This window comes from Ruegeria sp. O5, assembly GCF_056535105.1.
This window is the reverse complement of sequence record NZ_JBQERN010000005.1, coordinates 63,469-77,747: the sequence shown is the minus strand read 5'-3', so window position 1 is coordinate 77,747 and position 14,279 is coordinate 63,469. Positions and strand designations below refer to the sequence as shown.

General features: G+C 57.6%; 13 protein-coding genes and 2 tRNA genes. 12 read left to right on the top strand and 3 right to left on the bottom strand.

Translation table 11 applies throughout. From position 1 onward, the window contains the following. The first annotated feature begins 292 nt into the window (after positions 1–292). The 3 genes from ACR0M3_RS09400 to ACR0M3_RS09390 are packed head-to-tail and all read left to right on the top strand — an operon-like array spanning position 293 to position 3,058. Positions 293–1,930 (top strand): pilus assembly protein TadG-related protein, encoded by a 1,638-nt coding sequence (locus ACR0M3_RS09400; RefSeq protein WP_480481587.1) that lies wholly within the window; start codon positions 293–295, stop codon positions 1,928–1,930. After that, positions 1,927–2,457 (top strand): TadE/TadG family type IV pilus assembly protein, encoded by a 531-nt coding sequence (locus tag ACR0M3_RS09395; protein ID WP_480583474.1) that lies wholly within the window; start codon positions 1,927–1,929, stop codon positions 2,455–2,457. Before ACR0M3_RS09400 ends, ACR0M3_RS09395 begins: the two co-directional genes overlap by 4 nt. Positions 2,458–2,461: 4 nt before the next feature. Continuing rightward, positions 2,462–3,058 (top strand): TadE/TadG family type IV pilus assembly protein, encoded by a 597-nt coding sequence (locus tag ACR0M3_RS09390; protein WP_480481591.1) that lies wholly within the window; start codon positions 2,462–2,464, stop codon positions 3,056–3,058. Here ACR0M3_RS09390 and ACR0M3_RS09385 read toward each other — a convergent pair. Continuing rightward, entirely contained in the window at positions 3,020–3,499 is a 480-nt protein-coding gene (locus ACR0M3_RS09385; RefSeq protein ID WP_480481593.1) for a hypothetical protein, read from the bottom strand. The genes ACR0M3_RS09390 and ACR0M3_RS09385 overlap by 39 nt on opposite strands. Before the next feature lie 157 nt (positions 3,500–3,656). Between ACR0M3_RS09385 and ACR0M3_RS09380 the strand changes: the two genes are divergently transcribed. After that, positions 3,657–4,568, top strand: a complete 912-nt coding sequence (locus ACR0M3_RS09380) for a pirin family protein (RefSeq protein WP_267366136.1) — start codon at positions 3,657–3,659, stop codon at positions 4,566–4,568. 21 nt (positions 4,569–4,589) lie between these two features. Here the strand turns inward: ACR0M3_RS09380 and ACR0M3_RS09375 are convergent, their stop codons facing one another. Next, complete coding sequence (locus ACR0M3_RS09375; protein WP_267366137.1) at positions 4,590–5,177, bottom strand: TetR/AcrR family transcriptional regulator; 588 nt, start codon at positions 5,175–5,177, stop codon at positions 4,590–4,592. Between the two features lie 102 nt (positions 5,178–5,279). On the opposite strand from ACR0M3_RS09375, the gene ACR0M3_RS09370 reads away from it, so the two are divergent. The 6 genes from ACR0M3_RS09370 (at position 5,280) to ACR0M3_RS09345 (ending at position 10,104) form a co-directional block, all read left to right on the top strand. Continuing rightward, complete coding sequence (locus ACR0M3_RS09370; RefSeq protein ID WP_480481597.1) at positions 5,280–5,528, top strand: hypothetical protein; 249 nt, start codon at positions 5,280–5,282, stop codon at positions 5,526–5,528. 126 nt (positions 5,529–5,654) lie between these two features. After that, on the top strand, positions 5,655–6,941 hold the full coding sequence (locus ACR0M3_RS09365) for a homoserine dehydrogenase (RefSeq protein WP_267366139.1): 1,287 nt from the start codon (positions 5,655–5,657) through the stop codon (positions 6,939–6,941). Positions 6,942–7,010: 69 nt separating this feature from the next. After that, the gene (glpX, locus tag ACR0M3_RS09360) at positions 7,011–7,994 is read left to right on the top strand and encodes a class II fructose-bisphosphatase (RefSeq protein ID WP_267366140.1); all 984 of its coding nucleotides are present in this window, start codon (positions 7,011–7,013) and stop codon (positions 7,992–7,994) included. Positions 7,995–8,087: 93 nt separating this feature from the next. Beyond that, a complete protein-coding gene (recJ, locus tag ACR0M3_RS09355) occupies positions 8,088–9,830 on the top strand; it encodes a single-stranded-DNA-specific exonuclease RecJ (RefSeq protein ID WP_480910423.1) in 1,743 nt (580 codons plus the stop codon). A 98-nt stretch (positions 9,831–9,928) separates the two neighbouring features. Continuing rightward, positions 9,929–10,003: transfer RNA gene (locus ACR0M3_RS09350), tRNA-Glu, on the top strand. 26 nt (positions 10,004–10,029) lie between these two features. Beyond that, positions 10,030–10,104 (top strand) — tRNA-Glu (locus ACR0M3_RS09345). Between the two features lie 65 nt (positions 10,105–10,169). Here the strand turns inward: ACR0M3_RS09345 and ACR0M3_RS09340 are convergent. Continuing rightward, positions 10,170–10,952, bottom strand: coding sequence for a DeoR/GlpR family DNA-binding transcription regulator (locus ACR0M3_RS09340; RefSeq protein ID WP_480476380.1), 783 nt, complete (start codon positions 10,950–10,952; stop codon positions 10,170–10,172). A 474-nt stretch (positions 10,953–11,426) separates the two neighbouring features. On the opposite strand from ACR0M3_RS09340, the gene ACR0M3_RS09335 reads away from it, so the two are divergent. Then, the gene (locus tag ACR0M3_RS09335) at positions 11,427–13,166 is read left to right on the top strand and encodes an ABC transporter substrate-binding protein (RefSeq protein ID WP_480481601.1); all 1,740 of its coding nucleotides are present in this window, start codon (positions 11,427–11,429) and stop codon (positions 13,164–13,166) included. Positions 13,167–13,228: 62 nt separating this feature from the next. Further along, the gene (locus tag ACR0M3_RS09330) at positions 13,229–14,278 is read left to right on the top strand and encodes an ABC transporter ATP-binding protein (RefSeq protein WP_267364649.1); all 1,050 of its coding nucleotides are present in this window, start codon (positions 13,229–13,231) and stop codon (positions 14,276–14,278) included. Position 14,279 lies beyond the last annotated feature (1 nt).

The window sequence follows — 14,279 nt, the reverse complement described above, 5'->3', positions numbered from 1 at the left end:
GTCGCACCACTGGCGGCCTGCTGCAATCAAACAATGCACTTTTTTTAATCATTTTATGAACGCACGCTTAGTTGCCCTAGGGTGAGTCGCTCAGATCGGCCAACTCCTTAACGAATTGTTTTCATTTCATCGACAGATCACCTGAAACGGTCCAAATTATACCCCTTCGGCGCGTAAAAAGGCCAAAACCAAGCCTTTTTCGCCCAATTCACGCCACGTTTGAAAATTAACTTTGTCCCAAATCTCTTTTTCTTTGACGCACGAATTCGACGTGTGAGGCGGAGTAACCAGAATGCTAAATTCCTTGCTTTGTAACGACGGCTCGAAACCGAAGCGCAAAACGTTCAAGTTAGAGCAGTTCGCTCGGAACGAAGATGGCGTCTTCACTATTTTCGTATTGTTCATGGTGGTCCTGATGCTGGCAATTACCGGCATGGCCATGGATGTCATGAAGTATGAGCGTGACCGCGCCAGCCTGCAATCCACCCTGGACCGCGCTGTGCTTGCTGCCGCTGACCTTGACCAGGATCTTCCTGCCAAGGCGGTTGTCGATTCTTACATGGACAAGGCCGGGCTGGGCAATCTGAACGCCATTACGACGGTTGTTGAAGGGTTCGGCTCCAAAAAAGTAAGTGCTACAGCCGAAGCGGTCGTTCCGACCCGCTATCTGAGGTTCGGCAAAGTCACTGAACTGGGTCTCGTTGCCAGCAGTGCGGCTGAAGAATCCATTGGCGCTGTAGAAATCTCGTTGGTTCTCGACATTTCCGGCTCTATGTCGCGCTCGTCTGCCACACCATCGAAAACAAAAATCGCAGTGTTGAGAGAGGCTGCGTCGGAATTTGTAAGGCTCATGCTGGACAAACCTGACGAAACACAGATTTCAATCTCGATTGTTCCTTATGCAACGCAGGTCAACGCGGGTGCGCCAATCCTGGACAAGTTCACAAATGTCACGCAGGAGCACAGCTATTCGCACTGCGTAAACTTCATTCCGGAACAGTACAGCGATTCTGATCTGGAACGCGATGACACGTTGGAGCGCACCGCCCATTTCGATCCTTTCACCTATTCTGAAGGGTCAATCGACCTGCCCGTTTGTCCGGTCCGCGCAGGAAGCGCAATCACCCCTGTCACCGACAATATGAACAAACTGCTTGCTCAGATTGCGTCCCTCACCCCCGGTGGGAACACATCGATCGATATTGGGATGAAGTGGGGTACTGCCCTGCTGGACCCGAGCATGCGCGGAATTGTTCGCGACCTGTCGCTGGAACAGGATCCATCCTATGCAGGTACAACAATTGTGCCATCAAAATTCTCGGTCCGTCCCTCGGATTATGGCACCGACGTTCTCAAGATCGCCATTGTTATGACCGATGGTCAGAACACCGATCAATACATGCTTAACCCATCACTGCGTGAAGGTATGTCAGACGTCTGGTACAACCCGGAAGCTGATGAATACACCGTGTACCATTCTCAGGGTCGTCCGAATTTTTTCTGGCCTCAGCAAGACGTTTGGGCGGATCATCCCTACGGAAACCCGGAACCTGAGACGCAGCTGAACGAAGAACCTGGAACAGCTGTTCGGTTGTCATATCCTGAACTGTTTAACCGAGTATCTTTGGCATGGAACGCACGGTACAACTATTACTGGCAGTCCAGCGGTTGGGCGGAATGGTATTCCAAGGCCTACGCGAAAGTTGAAACGTCGGCCAAGAACCAGCGCACCAAGCACATTTGTGATGCGGCCAAGGATCAGGGCATCATCGTTTACGGTATCGCGTTCGAGGCGCCCAGAAGCGGGTACAGGACCCTCAAAGACTGTGCCAGCTCTGACAGCCACGTCTATGACGTAAGTGGCCTGAACCTTGAGAAAGCCTTTGAATCCATCGCATCGTCGATCCGCAAGCTGAGGCTAACCCAATGATCAGCAGAAAGCTGTCGATGCTCCGCCTGTTTCGACAATCCGAGGCAGGCAATGCGACAATCGAGTTCATCATGCTCGTACCCTTCTTCCTGGCGCTTCTCGTGGCAGGAGCCGAACTGTCCATCATCACAATGCGGCATGCTGCTTTGGAGCGTGGGGTGGACCTGATCGTAAGGGATATTCGGCTGGGTACGGGTACGGACTGGAATCACGACGTGATCAGGGATCGGATTTGCGAAGTGTCCGGAATCAAGGATTGTACAGGGAATTTGCGACTGCAAATGGTCAAGCAGGACGCGTTCGCTGGTATCGTGCTTTCAGACAGCATCCCCTGCACGGACAGTTCCGAAGATCCCAAACCGGTTCTGGATTTCAAAAGCGGCCAATCCAACGAGTTGATGATCTTGCGGGCCTGTTTGCGCATAGATCCGGTTCTTGAGACCTCAGCCATTGCCAAGCTTGTCCCGGACGCTACCGGTCACTACGCGGTGACCGCAACGACGGCATTCGTACAGGAGCCACTGTAAGATCATGTCTGTATTCCGAAACCTGAAGAAGCGCTTCAAAGTCTTCAAGAAAGACGAAAGTGGCATTCTGACCGTAGAAGCCCTCATGATTTTTCCGCTGATGTTATGGACGATCACGTTCACGTTCACAGCATTCGAGGGGTTTCGTCAAAGCGCATCCAATCTGAAGGCAGCTTATACGATCAGCGACCTGATTTCGCGTGAAACGCAGGCCGTGACCGATGTGTATATCGACTCGCTGCACGATTTAGCGGGCAAGATGATCAATAACCGGTCAGACGTGAAAATGCGGGTTTCTCTTATCGTTTACGATGAGGACGATAAACGCCACTATGTGCGCTGGTCGACCGTACGCGGCTTTGATCAGGAGTGGGATGACAACAGGATCGATGAAATCGAAGACCGCCTGCCGCCAATGCCCAATCAGGACACCGTTATTCTGGTTGAAACGTCCAATGAATACATCCCCACGTTCCGACCGGGCTGGGATTTTGCGACAGGTATCACCTTTGAGAACTTCATCTTTACCCGTCCCCGCTTTACAAACGAAGTTGCTTGTAACTTAACCCAGACCCCGTTCGTCTGCACAAATAGCGGATAGAATTTCGGACATGAACTTGGCTTCGGCGGCAGATGTCATGCCGCCCACGCCAACCCGGTGACCAACCCGCCACCACAATCCCGGAGCCCAGCGGTTCGCTGCTTTGTTTCGCGTACGGACCAGAAAGCCGTTTGACGGTTTGAACGCGAACACACCCCGATCTACCGTTTCAATATCGGCCACTTCTGCGATGATCTGACCCGACCCCGTTCGCAACTCGGTCCGCGTCAGTTCGATCCAGTCTTCTGTGGCGCGCCAGACACGAAGCGCCAGCCAAAGCGATGCACCGCCAACGACAAACAGAAACACCTGCCAAACCGGTTCGGGTGGCGATGCCAGCGCGACATAGGTAACCAGCATTCCAACCGTTGTCAGCATCCCTACCCCGGTCCATCGTCTGGGGGATGAGGCCTGAATCGTTGCCAACACGTCGTCCTGCATGGAAGTCTCCTGTCTGATCCGCTTCGATCTAGCCATTTTGCGCCGGAAACAACAGAGGCTTGGCCGCAAAACAATTTCGCACAGGTCCGGTTATTTCATGCAAATTGACTGCCGTGGCGCAGAGATTACATGCTGCCCGGATGAAACGGAGGTGAACATGTCCCTTAGACCGACGTTGGAAACACGCAAAGCCATCCCCACAATGGAAGGGGCTGGTGTCAAACTTCACCGTGCATTCGGGTTTCAGGATCCGTCCGAACTGGATCCTTTTCTGCTGTTCGATGATTTCAGAAATGAACGCCCGCAGGATTACCAGGCCGGGTTTCCGTGGCACCCGCACCGGGGAATTGAAACGATCACTTACGTTCTGACCGGCACAGTCGAGCATTCGGATTCGCTGGGTAACACCGGCACGCTTGGCGCCGGTGATGTGCAATGGATGACCGCAGGATCCGGTATTCTGCATCAGGAAATGCCAAGCGGCAACATCTCGGGCCAGATGCACGGCTTCCAGTTGTGGGGCAACCTGCCCTCGGATCAGAAGATGACCGCCCCGCGCTATCAGGACGTTCAAAGCAAGGACATCCCCGAAATCACCGATGACGATGGCACCACAGTGCGGGTGATCGTAGGTGAGTTCTGGGGTAAGACCGGACCCGTAGACGGGATAGCTGCTGACCCGCAGTATCTGGATATCTCTGTCCCGGCAGGTGTGAAGAAAACCCTCCGGATCGATACGTACCGCCGTGCTTTCGCCTATGTGTTTCAGGGTCAGGCCGCCTTTGCCGATGCCTCGCAGCCGACAGGTGTGCTGTTGGAAAAGGAAATCGCCGGGCAAGAGGTCAATATCCGCGACATGTCAGGGGATCGCACGCTTGTCCGTTTTGGCACGGGCGATGAAATCACCGTTCAGGCTGGCCCCCAAGGTGTGCGGTTCCTGCTGATCTCTGGGGCTCCGATCAATGAACCCGTCGCGTGGCATGGCCCCATCGTGATGAACACGCGGGCCGAACTGGAACAGGCCTTTCGCGAGCTGCGCAATGGCACGTTCATTCGCCCCGCGCACTAACAGCGTGACGGTTTGACCCTGTCAGGCCGTCACGGCCTTGTGCACCATGTTCCAATAGATCTCTTCGACCTCGTCCAGTGACAGGCGACCACCCGAACGGTACCAGGTCATCACGCCGTTCAGCATGGCAATCACGGCCAGCGTTGCAATCTTCGTGTCCGAAATTGCGAATTGTCCGGCCTGCTGCCCTGAGTCAAGGATGCTTTCCAGCACGTTTTCGTATTGGCGCCGCAAGTCTTCGATTTCAGCAAAGTTTTCGGGCGAAAGATTGCGCAACTCCATATAGGCGATGAAAACTTCGTCGGGGCGTTGCAAATGGAAGCGGATGTGAAAGCCGATAAACTGGCGCAAAGCGTCTTCGGCATCGTCGCAACGGCCCATTGCATCAAGCGCCTCAAGCAGGTCCTGCATGTGTTCGCGCATCAACCGGTGCAAAAGGCTCTGTTTGTCGGGCGTATAGTTATAAAGCGCGCCTGCCTGTACGCCGACCTCTTTTGCGATCTGCCGCATCGAGACAGCGGCATACCCATAGCGGGCAAACAGGTGCAGCGCGGCCTTGCGGATTCGCGGGCCGGTTATGTCGGAATGTGAGCCTTGAGTGCGTGCCATGGGTCTACAGTATATGAACAGATGTTCATATAGAACCCCGCTTGAACGATGTCGTCAAAACGTGCATCACGATGGGGCAACAAAGACCGAAAAGCCTGCGACATGAAACTGCTGCCTGTTTTGCCCCTTATTCTATTTTGCGCCGCCTGTGCGGACATTCCCGAGTTGGAAGGCAGCGAACCGGCTGCAGTCAGATCCGCCCCCTACCCGCGCCTTATTCCGTTGCAGGAAACCTTAGGGCCACCGGTGGACCCGATCCATCAGGCAGCAGCAGTCGAAGACGATCTGACCCAACGCAGCAATGCCTTGGCCCAAAAGGCGCAGGCGCTACAAAACGCGCAAACCAACTGACGCGTCATAAATCACCCCCACTATCCCCCGGTGACGGATTGCACCCTTGGCCTGAACCCGCTAAGGCAGCGCTGATTGGACAAGCATCCGACACCAGAAGAATTCGAGCGGAAGAGGACCCACGACATGACACAGGCACTGCGGCTGGGAATTGCGGGCTTGGGAACGGTCGGCGTGGGTGTCGTCAAGATCGTCCGCCGCCATGCAGAATTGTTGCAGGCCCGCACAGGCCGTTCGATTGAAATCGTGGCTGTATCCGCGCGCGACCCGAACAAGGACCGTGGCGTGAATCTGTCGGATTATGCCTGGGAAACCGATCCGGTTGCACTGGCAAAACGCGACGACATAGACGTTTACGTCGAATTGATGGGTGGCGAGAACGGTCCTGCCAAAGCCTCGGTCGAAGCAGCGTTGGCCAGTGGCAAGGATGTGGTCACCGCCAACAAGGCGTTGCTGGCCATCCACGGGCAGGAACTGGCTGAAAAGGCCGAGGCCGCCGGTCGTGTGATCCGGTTTGAGGCCGCTGTCGCTGGTGGTATCCCGGTAATCAAATCCCTGACCGAAGGTCTGGCGGGGAACGAGATCACCCGCGTGATGGGTGTCATGAACGGAACGTGCAACTACATCCTGACCCGGATGCAATCGCAGCGTCAGGGCTACAATGCCCTTTTCGATGAATGCGCCGAATTGGGATACCTTGAGGCCGACCCCAATCTGGATGTCGGAGGTATCGACGCTGCGCACAAGCTGGCTCTGCTATCCTCGATTGCGTTTGGGACCAAGCCGAATTTCGACGGGATCGAGATTGAGGGTATTCAGCAGATCAGCCTGGACGACATTGATCAGGCCGAAGATATGGGCTTTCGCATTAAATTGCTTGGCGTGGCGCAGCGCACCGCGCGCGGGCTGGAGCAACGCATGCAGCCTTGCCTGGTACCCAGCGACTCGCCACTGGGCCAGCTGGAAGGCGGCACCAATATGGTCGTGATCGAAGGCGACGCGGTTGAGCAGGTTGTTCTGCGCGGCCCCGGCGCAGGCGAAGGTCCGACAGCCAGCGCTGTGATGGGTGATGTCTGCGATCTGGCGCGTGGATTGCAGATCCCGACCTTTGGCCGCCCAGCCACCACGCTTGAAACCGCAGTTCCCGCCGTCACCGGTCGACCTGCGCCGTATTATCTGCGGCTGGGCCTGCTGGATAAACCTGGTGCATTGGCCAAGGTTGCGGCTATTCTGGGCAATGCCGGGGTGTCAATCGACCGGATGCGCCAATATGCACATGCCGAAAGCACAGCGCCTGTGCTGATCGTCACCCATAAGACCACCCGAACGGCGCTGGACGTCGCGTTGGAGGGTTTCCGCGAAACCGATGTGGTTGCAGGCGACCCAGTTGCATTGCGGATTGAAGCGGTTTGACCTTGCGGCCTGCATGAAACGCAAGCTATGCCGGAAGACACGGCTATACTGACCAGAGGATACAGAAACATGAGTGCTGCCAAGACCGATTTCAATGACCGCCTGCTGTCTCTGGGGCTGGCCAGGGTGGCGGAACAGGCTGCACTGGCCTCGGCTTCGCTGGTAGGCCGGGGCGATGAGAAAGCCGCGGATCAGGCCGCTGTGAACGCAATGCGCGAACAGCTGAACCTGCTGGATATCGCAGGTGTCGTTGTCATCGGTGAAGGCGAGCGCGATGAGGCGCCGATGCTGTATATCGGCGAAGAGGTTGGCACCGGCAATGGCCCCGGTGTGGATATTGCACTGGATCCGCTGGAAGGCACCACGCTGACTGCCAAGGACATGCCGAACGCACTGACCGTCATCGCCATGGGCCCGCGCGGCTCGATGCTGCACGCGCCGGATGTGTATATGGACAAACTGGCGGTTGGCCCGGGGCTGCCTGAAGGTGTCGTCAACCTGGACATGTCGCCACGCGAGCGTGTCGAAGCGCTGGCCAAGGCCAAGGGATGTAAAGCCGCTGACATCACCGTCTGCATTCTGGAACGCCCGCGCCACGAAGCGATGATTGCCGAAGTGCGCGAAACCGGCGCCGCGATCCGTCTGATCACTGATGGTGACGTGGCGGGAGTCATGCATTGCGCTGAAAGCGAAGTAACCGGCATCGACATGTATATGGGCCAGGGTGGCGCGCCCGAGGGTGTGCTGGCCGCCGCTGCGCTGAAATGTATGGGTGGGCAGATTTTTGGTCGCCTGTTGTTCCGTAACGATGACGAACGTGGCCGGGCCGCAAAGGCAGGCATCACCGATCTGGACCGTGTTTATGCACGCGATGAGATGGTGACGGCGGATGTGATCTTTGCCGCCACCGGCGTGACCGGTGGCTCTTTGCTGCCACGGATCAAGCGCGAGCCCGGCTGGGTGGAAACCACGACGCTGCTGATGCGGTCCAAGACCGGGTCGGTGCGCCGCATGTCCTACCGCACGCCGACATGGCCGCATGACAACACATAACGGCTTGCGCCGTTGCCTTCGGCGAGAGTATTTCTGAAAAGGTGAAGAGGCCGGGTCCGCAAGGGTCCGGCCTTGGCGCATGAGAGGCGAGCAATGAGTTTTCTTGGAGTCGAGCAATCACTGACGGGACGGCTTTGGGTTGGACCCAGCCCGGAGATTGAGCGGGCGGCCGAGATGATGGCGCAACAAACCGACCTGCCCCGTGCCGTTTGCCAGGTTCTGGCCCGGCGCGGCGTGCCCGTATCGGAGGCGCCCGGCTTTCTTGACCCAAAGCTGAAGGAATTGCTGCCTGATCCGCGGGCCATCAAGGATATGGAAGTTGCTGCCACGCGCTTTCTGGAAGCCGTCCGCAATCGCCAGAAAATTGCGGTGTTTGCGGATTACGATGTCGATGGCGGCAGCTCTGCCGCGTTGCTGCTGGTCTGGCTGCGGCAGATGGGCGTGCAGGCGACGCTTTATGTGCCGGACCGGATCGACGAAGGGTATGGCCCCAACGTTCCCGCGATGCAGGAGCTTGCGGCTACGCATGATCTGATCATCTGCGTTGATTGCGGCACGCTCAGCCATGATCCGATTGCGGCGGCGACGGGGGCGGATGTGATCGTTCTGGACCACCACCTGGGGGGCGAGACGCTGCCCGATTGTATCGCAGTGGTGAACCCAAACCGACAAGATGAAAGCGGTGATCTTGGTTATCTTTGCGCGGCGGGCGTGGTGTTTCTGATGCTGGTCGAAGCTGGTCGTCAGTTGCGCGACGCAGGCGCAAGGGGGCCGGACCTGATGGCCCTTCTGGATCTGGTGGCCCTGGCGACCGTTGCCGATGTGGCACCGCTGATCGAAGCCAACCGCGCGCTGGTGCGGCAGGGGTTGAAGGTGATGGCACAGCGGCAGCGCCCCGGTCTTGTCGCGCTCTCTGATATCTCGCGCATGGATACCGCGCCGAACAGTTATCACCTGGGGTTTCTGCTTGGGCCCCGCGTGAATGCCGGTGGGCGGATCGGTCAGGCCGATTTGGGCGCACGCCTGCTGAGCACCGATTCCCAGCAAGAGGCGCAGGCGTTGTCCGAACGTCTGGATGCCTTGAACACTGAGCGCCGCGACATTGAAAACGCGGTGCGTGCCGCCGCGCTGAAGCAAGCCGAGGCGCGTGGCTTGGACGCCCCTTTGGTCTGGGCGGCAGGAGAAGGCTGGCACCCCGGTGTCGTTGGTATCGTGGCCTCTCGGCTGAAGGAGACAGCCAATCGACCCGCAATTGTGATCGGCTTTGACGGGGATGAAGGCAAGGGTTCGGGCCGCTCGGTTTCCGGCGTCGATCTTGGGGCTTCGATCCAGCGTCTGGCGGCCGAAGGGTTGCTGGTCAAAGGAGGCGGCCACAAGATGGCCGCGGGTTTGACCGTCATGCGCGATCAGCTGGAACCCGCAATGGAGCGCCTGAGCGAGCTGCTGGCCAGACAAGGGGCGAGCCAGGGTGGACATGCGGATCTGAAATTGGATGGCGCGTTGATGCCCGGCGCGGCAACCGTGGAACTGATCGAGCAGATCGAACAGGCCGGACCGTTTGGCGCCGGTGCCCCGGCCCCGCGCTATGCGTTGCCTGACCTGCAGGTTCGCTTTGCCAAGCGGGTCGGTGAATCGCATCTGAAACTGTCGCTGACCGATGGAATGGGCGGCGGGCTGGATGCGATTGCCTTTGGTGCTTTTGACGGGCCGATGGGCGAAAAACTGTCAAATCACGGCGGTGCACGCTTTCATTTTGCGGGTCGGCTAGAGGTCAACACCTGGGGCGGTCGCCAATCTGTGCAGCTCAGGCTGGAGGACGCGGCGGAAGCCCGTTAACACGCGGCTTTGGTGCGTTAAAAAACTTTCCCGTCCCTGCGTTTTTACGCTTGCGGGGGTCACGGCGAAACCGTAAAAGGCCCTCCACAAGCCAGCGTGGCCCGTTCGTCTATCGGTTAGGACGCCAGGTTTTCAACCTGGAAAGAGGGGTTCGATTCCCCTACGGGCTGCCATTTGCGCTTGTGACCTGATACCAAGTGGCCCGTTCGTCTATCGGTTAGGACGCCAGGTTTTCAACCTGGAAAGAGGGGTTCGATTCCCCTACGGGCTGCCACTCTTCCTTAGCTTCTTCCATCCCAAAGCAGCAAGATCATCCGGGCCGCGTCTGGAAACAGCAACCTAGCTGTCATCAGCGATCTGAATTTCGATGCCCCAACGGTCAAGGAATCTGGCCACCCCACCCTTTGGCACAGCATCCGTGACCAGCGAATGCACCAGCCGAGGATCCGGCCCCACATAAGGTGCCCTTTCACCAAACTTGGAATGTGCTGCAGCCATGACAACCTGGTCCGCACACCTGACCACCACCGATGCAAGATCCGCTTCGACCGCGCTGTGGTAGAGAAACCCTTTGCTGTCGGAAATCGCGTCCGTGCTCAGGATCACGATGTCAAAAGCATAGCGTTGCAGCTGCTTGTGGGTGACGTGACCAAACGTCCCCCTTTCATCGATCTGCAACTCACCCCCCAAAAGGTGCACCCGGTTTCCGTTGACCCCGGCCAAGGTCTGAACGACACCGATGGAGTTGCTGACAACCGTGAGGTTGCTGACCTGTCGCAGCTCTTCTGCGACGAAGGCGGTTGTCGATCCCACATCCAGGAAAACGGTCATCTGATCGCGAACCAGTTTCGCGGTATGCCCGGCGATCAAACGCTTTTCATCAGCGTCTTGTGATATCCGGTGAAAGAAGTTGGGGGCGCCCTGCACTCCGGCAAGGTAAGCTCCGCCATGAACGCGTTCGACTGTACCCGCCTTTGACAAGGCTTTGATCGTTCGGCGCACCGTCTCTTCGGATACGCCGAGCATATTCGCCAAATCCGAATTCCGGGCCGTTCCACCCAAACGTCTGAGGGCATCAAGCAATTCCAGCTCACGATGGGTGTTGAGGGTATTCTTCTTCACGAACCGGCTCCGGAATTTTCCTTTATATGGACACGGAATACCGTGAACGGCAAGGCAGTGCTACATCCGCATTGCCACAACTGGCCTTTTGTCGGAACGGATTGGTGCCATGTGAGCACTGAGTTTCAGCAGTAGTGATCCGGGAAGCTGGTTTGCCTGACTTCTCACGAGTGCCGGATCAGTGTCCATGCCTCTCGCAACGCGAATGCAATTCAACGCACCCTCTGTCATCTCTTGCTTGCAATGGGTCTCAGTGGAGTTCCCTATTTCCCTCGCGGAGAAATTTTGAAATTTCGATAACATAATTATATAGTTACAATCATTTACAGCGGTGGAAACAAATTCAATTCATGCGGCTCCGGAGTGCCTGAACGTCAATTACTAAAAATTTAGTTTGACACATACGCAAAAAATCGCTGATGCTGTTCTGCATCCGGTTCCCGCCGGAGAACCATAATTTTTGGGAGGAGACAGATGCGGAGACATCTACTTTCCGCAGTGGCGGCGGCTGCCGTCATTGCGGGGCACGGGTCCGCTTGGGCCGACGAAGCCGCAGCACAACGTTGGATCGACGACGAATTCCAGCCATCGACCTTGTCGAAAGACGAACAGATGGCCGAGATGCAATGGTTTATCCAAGCTGCACAGCCCTACGCTGGCATGGAAATCAACGTCCTGTCCGAAGGTATTCCGACGCATTCCTACGAGTCGGAGGTTCTGACCAAGGCGTTTGAAGAAATCACCGGCATCAAGGTCAATCACCAGATCCTTGGCGAAGGCGAAGTGGTCCAGGCTGTTCAGACCCAGATGCAGACAGGTCGGAACCTGTATGACGGCTATGTCAACGACAGTGACCTGATTGGTACCCACTCGCGTCTGCAACTGGCCTATCCGCTGACCGACATGATGGGCGGCGACTGGGCGGCGACAACCTCGCCGACAATCGATCTGGATGACTTCATGGGCATTCAGTTCACCACCGGGCCGGACGGCAAGCTGTATCAGCTGCCCGACCAGCAGTTTGCGAACCTTTACTGGTTCCGCAAGGACTGGTTCGATGACGAGGCCAACAAGGCCGCGTTCAAAGAGAAATACGGCTATGATCTGGGCGTTCCGGTCAACTGGTCGGCCTATGAAGACATCGCCGAGTTCTTCACCAATGACGTGAAAGAAGTCGACGGCGTTGCGATCTACGGCCACATGGATTACGGCAAGCGCGCGCCCGACCTTGGCTGGCGCATGACCGACGCCTGGCTTTCGATGGCCGGTGCTGGTGACAAGGGCGAGCCGAACGGTATTCCGGTTGACGAATGGGGCATCCGCATGGAAGCGGGCACCTGTAACCCGGTCGGCGCCTCGGTGTCGCGCGGTGGTGCTGCAAACGGTCCGGCTGCGGTCTATGCGATCCGCAAATGGGACGAATGGCTGCGGGCCTACGCGCCTCCGGGTGCGGCGTCTTATGACTTCTATCAGTCGCTGCCGGCACTGAGCCAGGGCAACGTGGCCCAGCAGATTTTCTGGTACACCGCATTTACCGCCGACATGGTGAAGCCGAAATCCGAAGGCAACAACACCGTGGATGACGAAGGCACGCCGCTGTGGCGGATGGCGCCCAGCCCGCACGGCCCCTACTGGGAAGAAGGTCAGAAGGTTGGCTATCAGGACGTGGGTTCCTGGACGTTCCTGAAATCGACCCCCTCGGATCGTGCGCAGGCAGCCTGGCTTTATGCCCAGTTCGTGACATCCAAGACTGTTGATGTGAAGAAGTCCCATGTGGGTCTGACCTTCATCCGCGACAGCTCGGTCAACCACGAGTCGTTCACCGAACGCGCATCCAAGCTGGGTGGTCTGGTCGAATTCTATCGCTCGCCTGACCGCGTGGCATGGTCGCCAACCGGCATCAACGTACCGGACTATCCAAAGCTGGCACAGATCTGGTGGCAGCAGATCGGTGACGTGAACTCGGGCGCCTTCACACCGCAAGAGGCGATGGACCGTCTGGCCGAAGAGATGGACATCACCATGGCCCGTATGCAGGCCGCGGATGAAAGCGCCGGTGTCTACGGTGGCTGTGGCCCGCGTTTGAATGAACCGCAGGACCCATCTTTCTGGCTGGAAAAAGCGGGCTCGCCCAAGGCCAAGCTGGAGAACGAAAAGCCGCAGGGCCAGACCGTCAACTATGACGAACTGGTTAAGCGCTGGCAGTCCCAGTAAAAGCAACATCGTAGGCCGGGCTTAAGCCCGGCCTACCCCTGAATGCCCCGCGAGTTTCCCAGATGATTGAACTTCAAGACGCGACCAAACGGGTCGGCAACGTCATCCATATCAAGCCAACCAACCTGACGCTGCAAACCGGCCATTTCAACGTGCTATTGGGCGCGACAGGTTCCGGAAAAACGTCACTGATCAAAATGATGGCCGGGTTGGACCCGATCGCCTCAGGCAAGGTCCTGATGGACGGGCAGGACGTGACACGGTTGAACACGCAAAAGCGGCAGATCAGTCTGGTGCACCAGTTCTTCGTGAACTACCCGCATATGACTGTATTCGACAATATCGCCTCGCCCCTGCGCGTGGCTGGCATGGCTAAATCGGAGATCGATGGCCGCGTGGAAGAGGCCGCCGATCTGCTGCAACTGCGCCCCATGCTGCACCGCCGCCCACACGAGCTGTCGGGCGGGCAACAACAACGAACCGCGCTGGCGCGTGCCATCGCAAAAGAAAGCCGCGCCGTCTTCCTGGATGAGCCGCTGGCGAACCTTGATTATAAACTGCGCGAAGAGTTGCGCGAACAACTGCCCGATCTGTTCGCTGGTCGCGGGGCCGTCGTTGTCTACGCCACCTCGGAGCCTGAAGAGGCATTGCTGCTGGGAGGCTACACCGCGCTGATGGAAGACGGCCGCGTGACCCAGTTCGGCCCAACCACCGACATCTATCGCAATCCGGAAAACATCGCCGCGGCGCGTGTATTCTCGGACCCGCCTATCAATGTGGCCCGTATCACCGTTGCCAGCGCCCGTGCGCAGTTGGCAGGTAATGTCGGCTGGGCAGTCTCGGACATGTCCGACGGGGAATATATGGTCGCCGTGCGCCCTCATCGCGTGACGCCATTTCGTACGTCTGACGCCGATGTCGAACTGACCGGACGTGTGATCGTGACCGAACTGTCAGGTTCTGATTCCAGCGCGCATTTCCAGCATGGTGATGAAGCCTGGGTTTCACTCGCCGCTGGTGTGCATCCCTATCAGGTCGGTGAAGATCACAGTTTCTACATGAACCCAGCGCATTGCCGGTACTTCAGCCAAGACGGCAAAAGGGTGGCCTGAC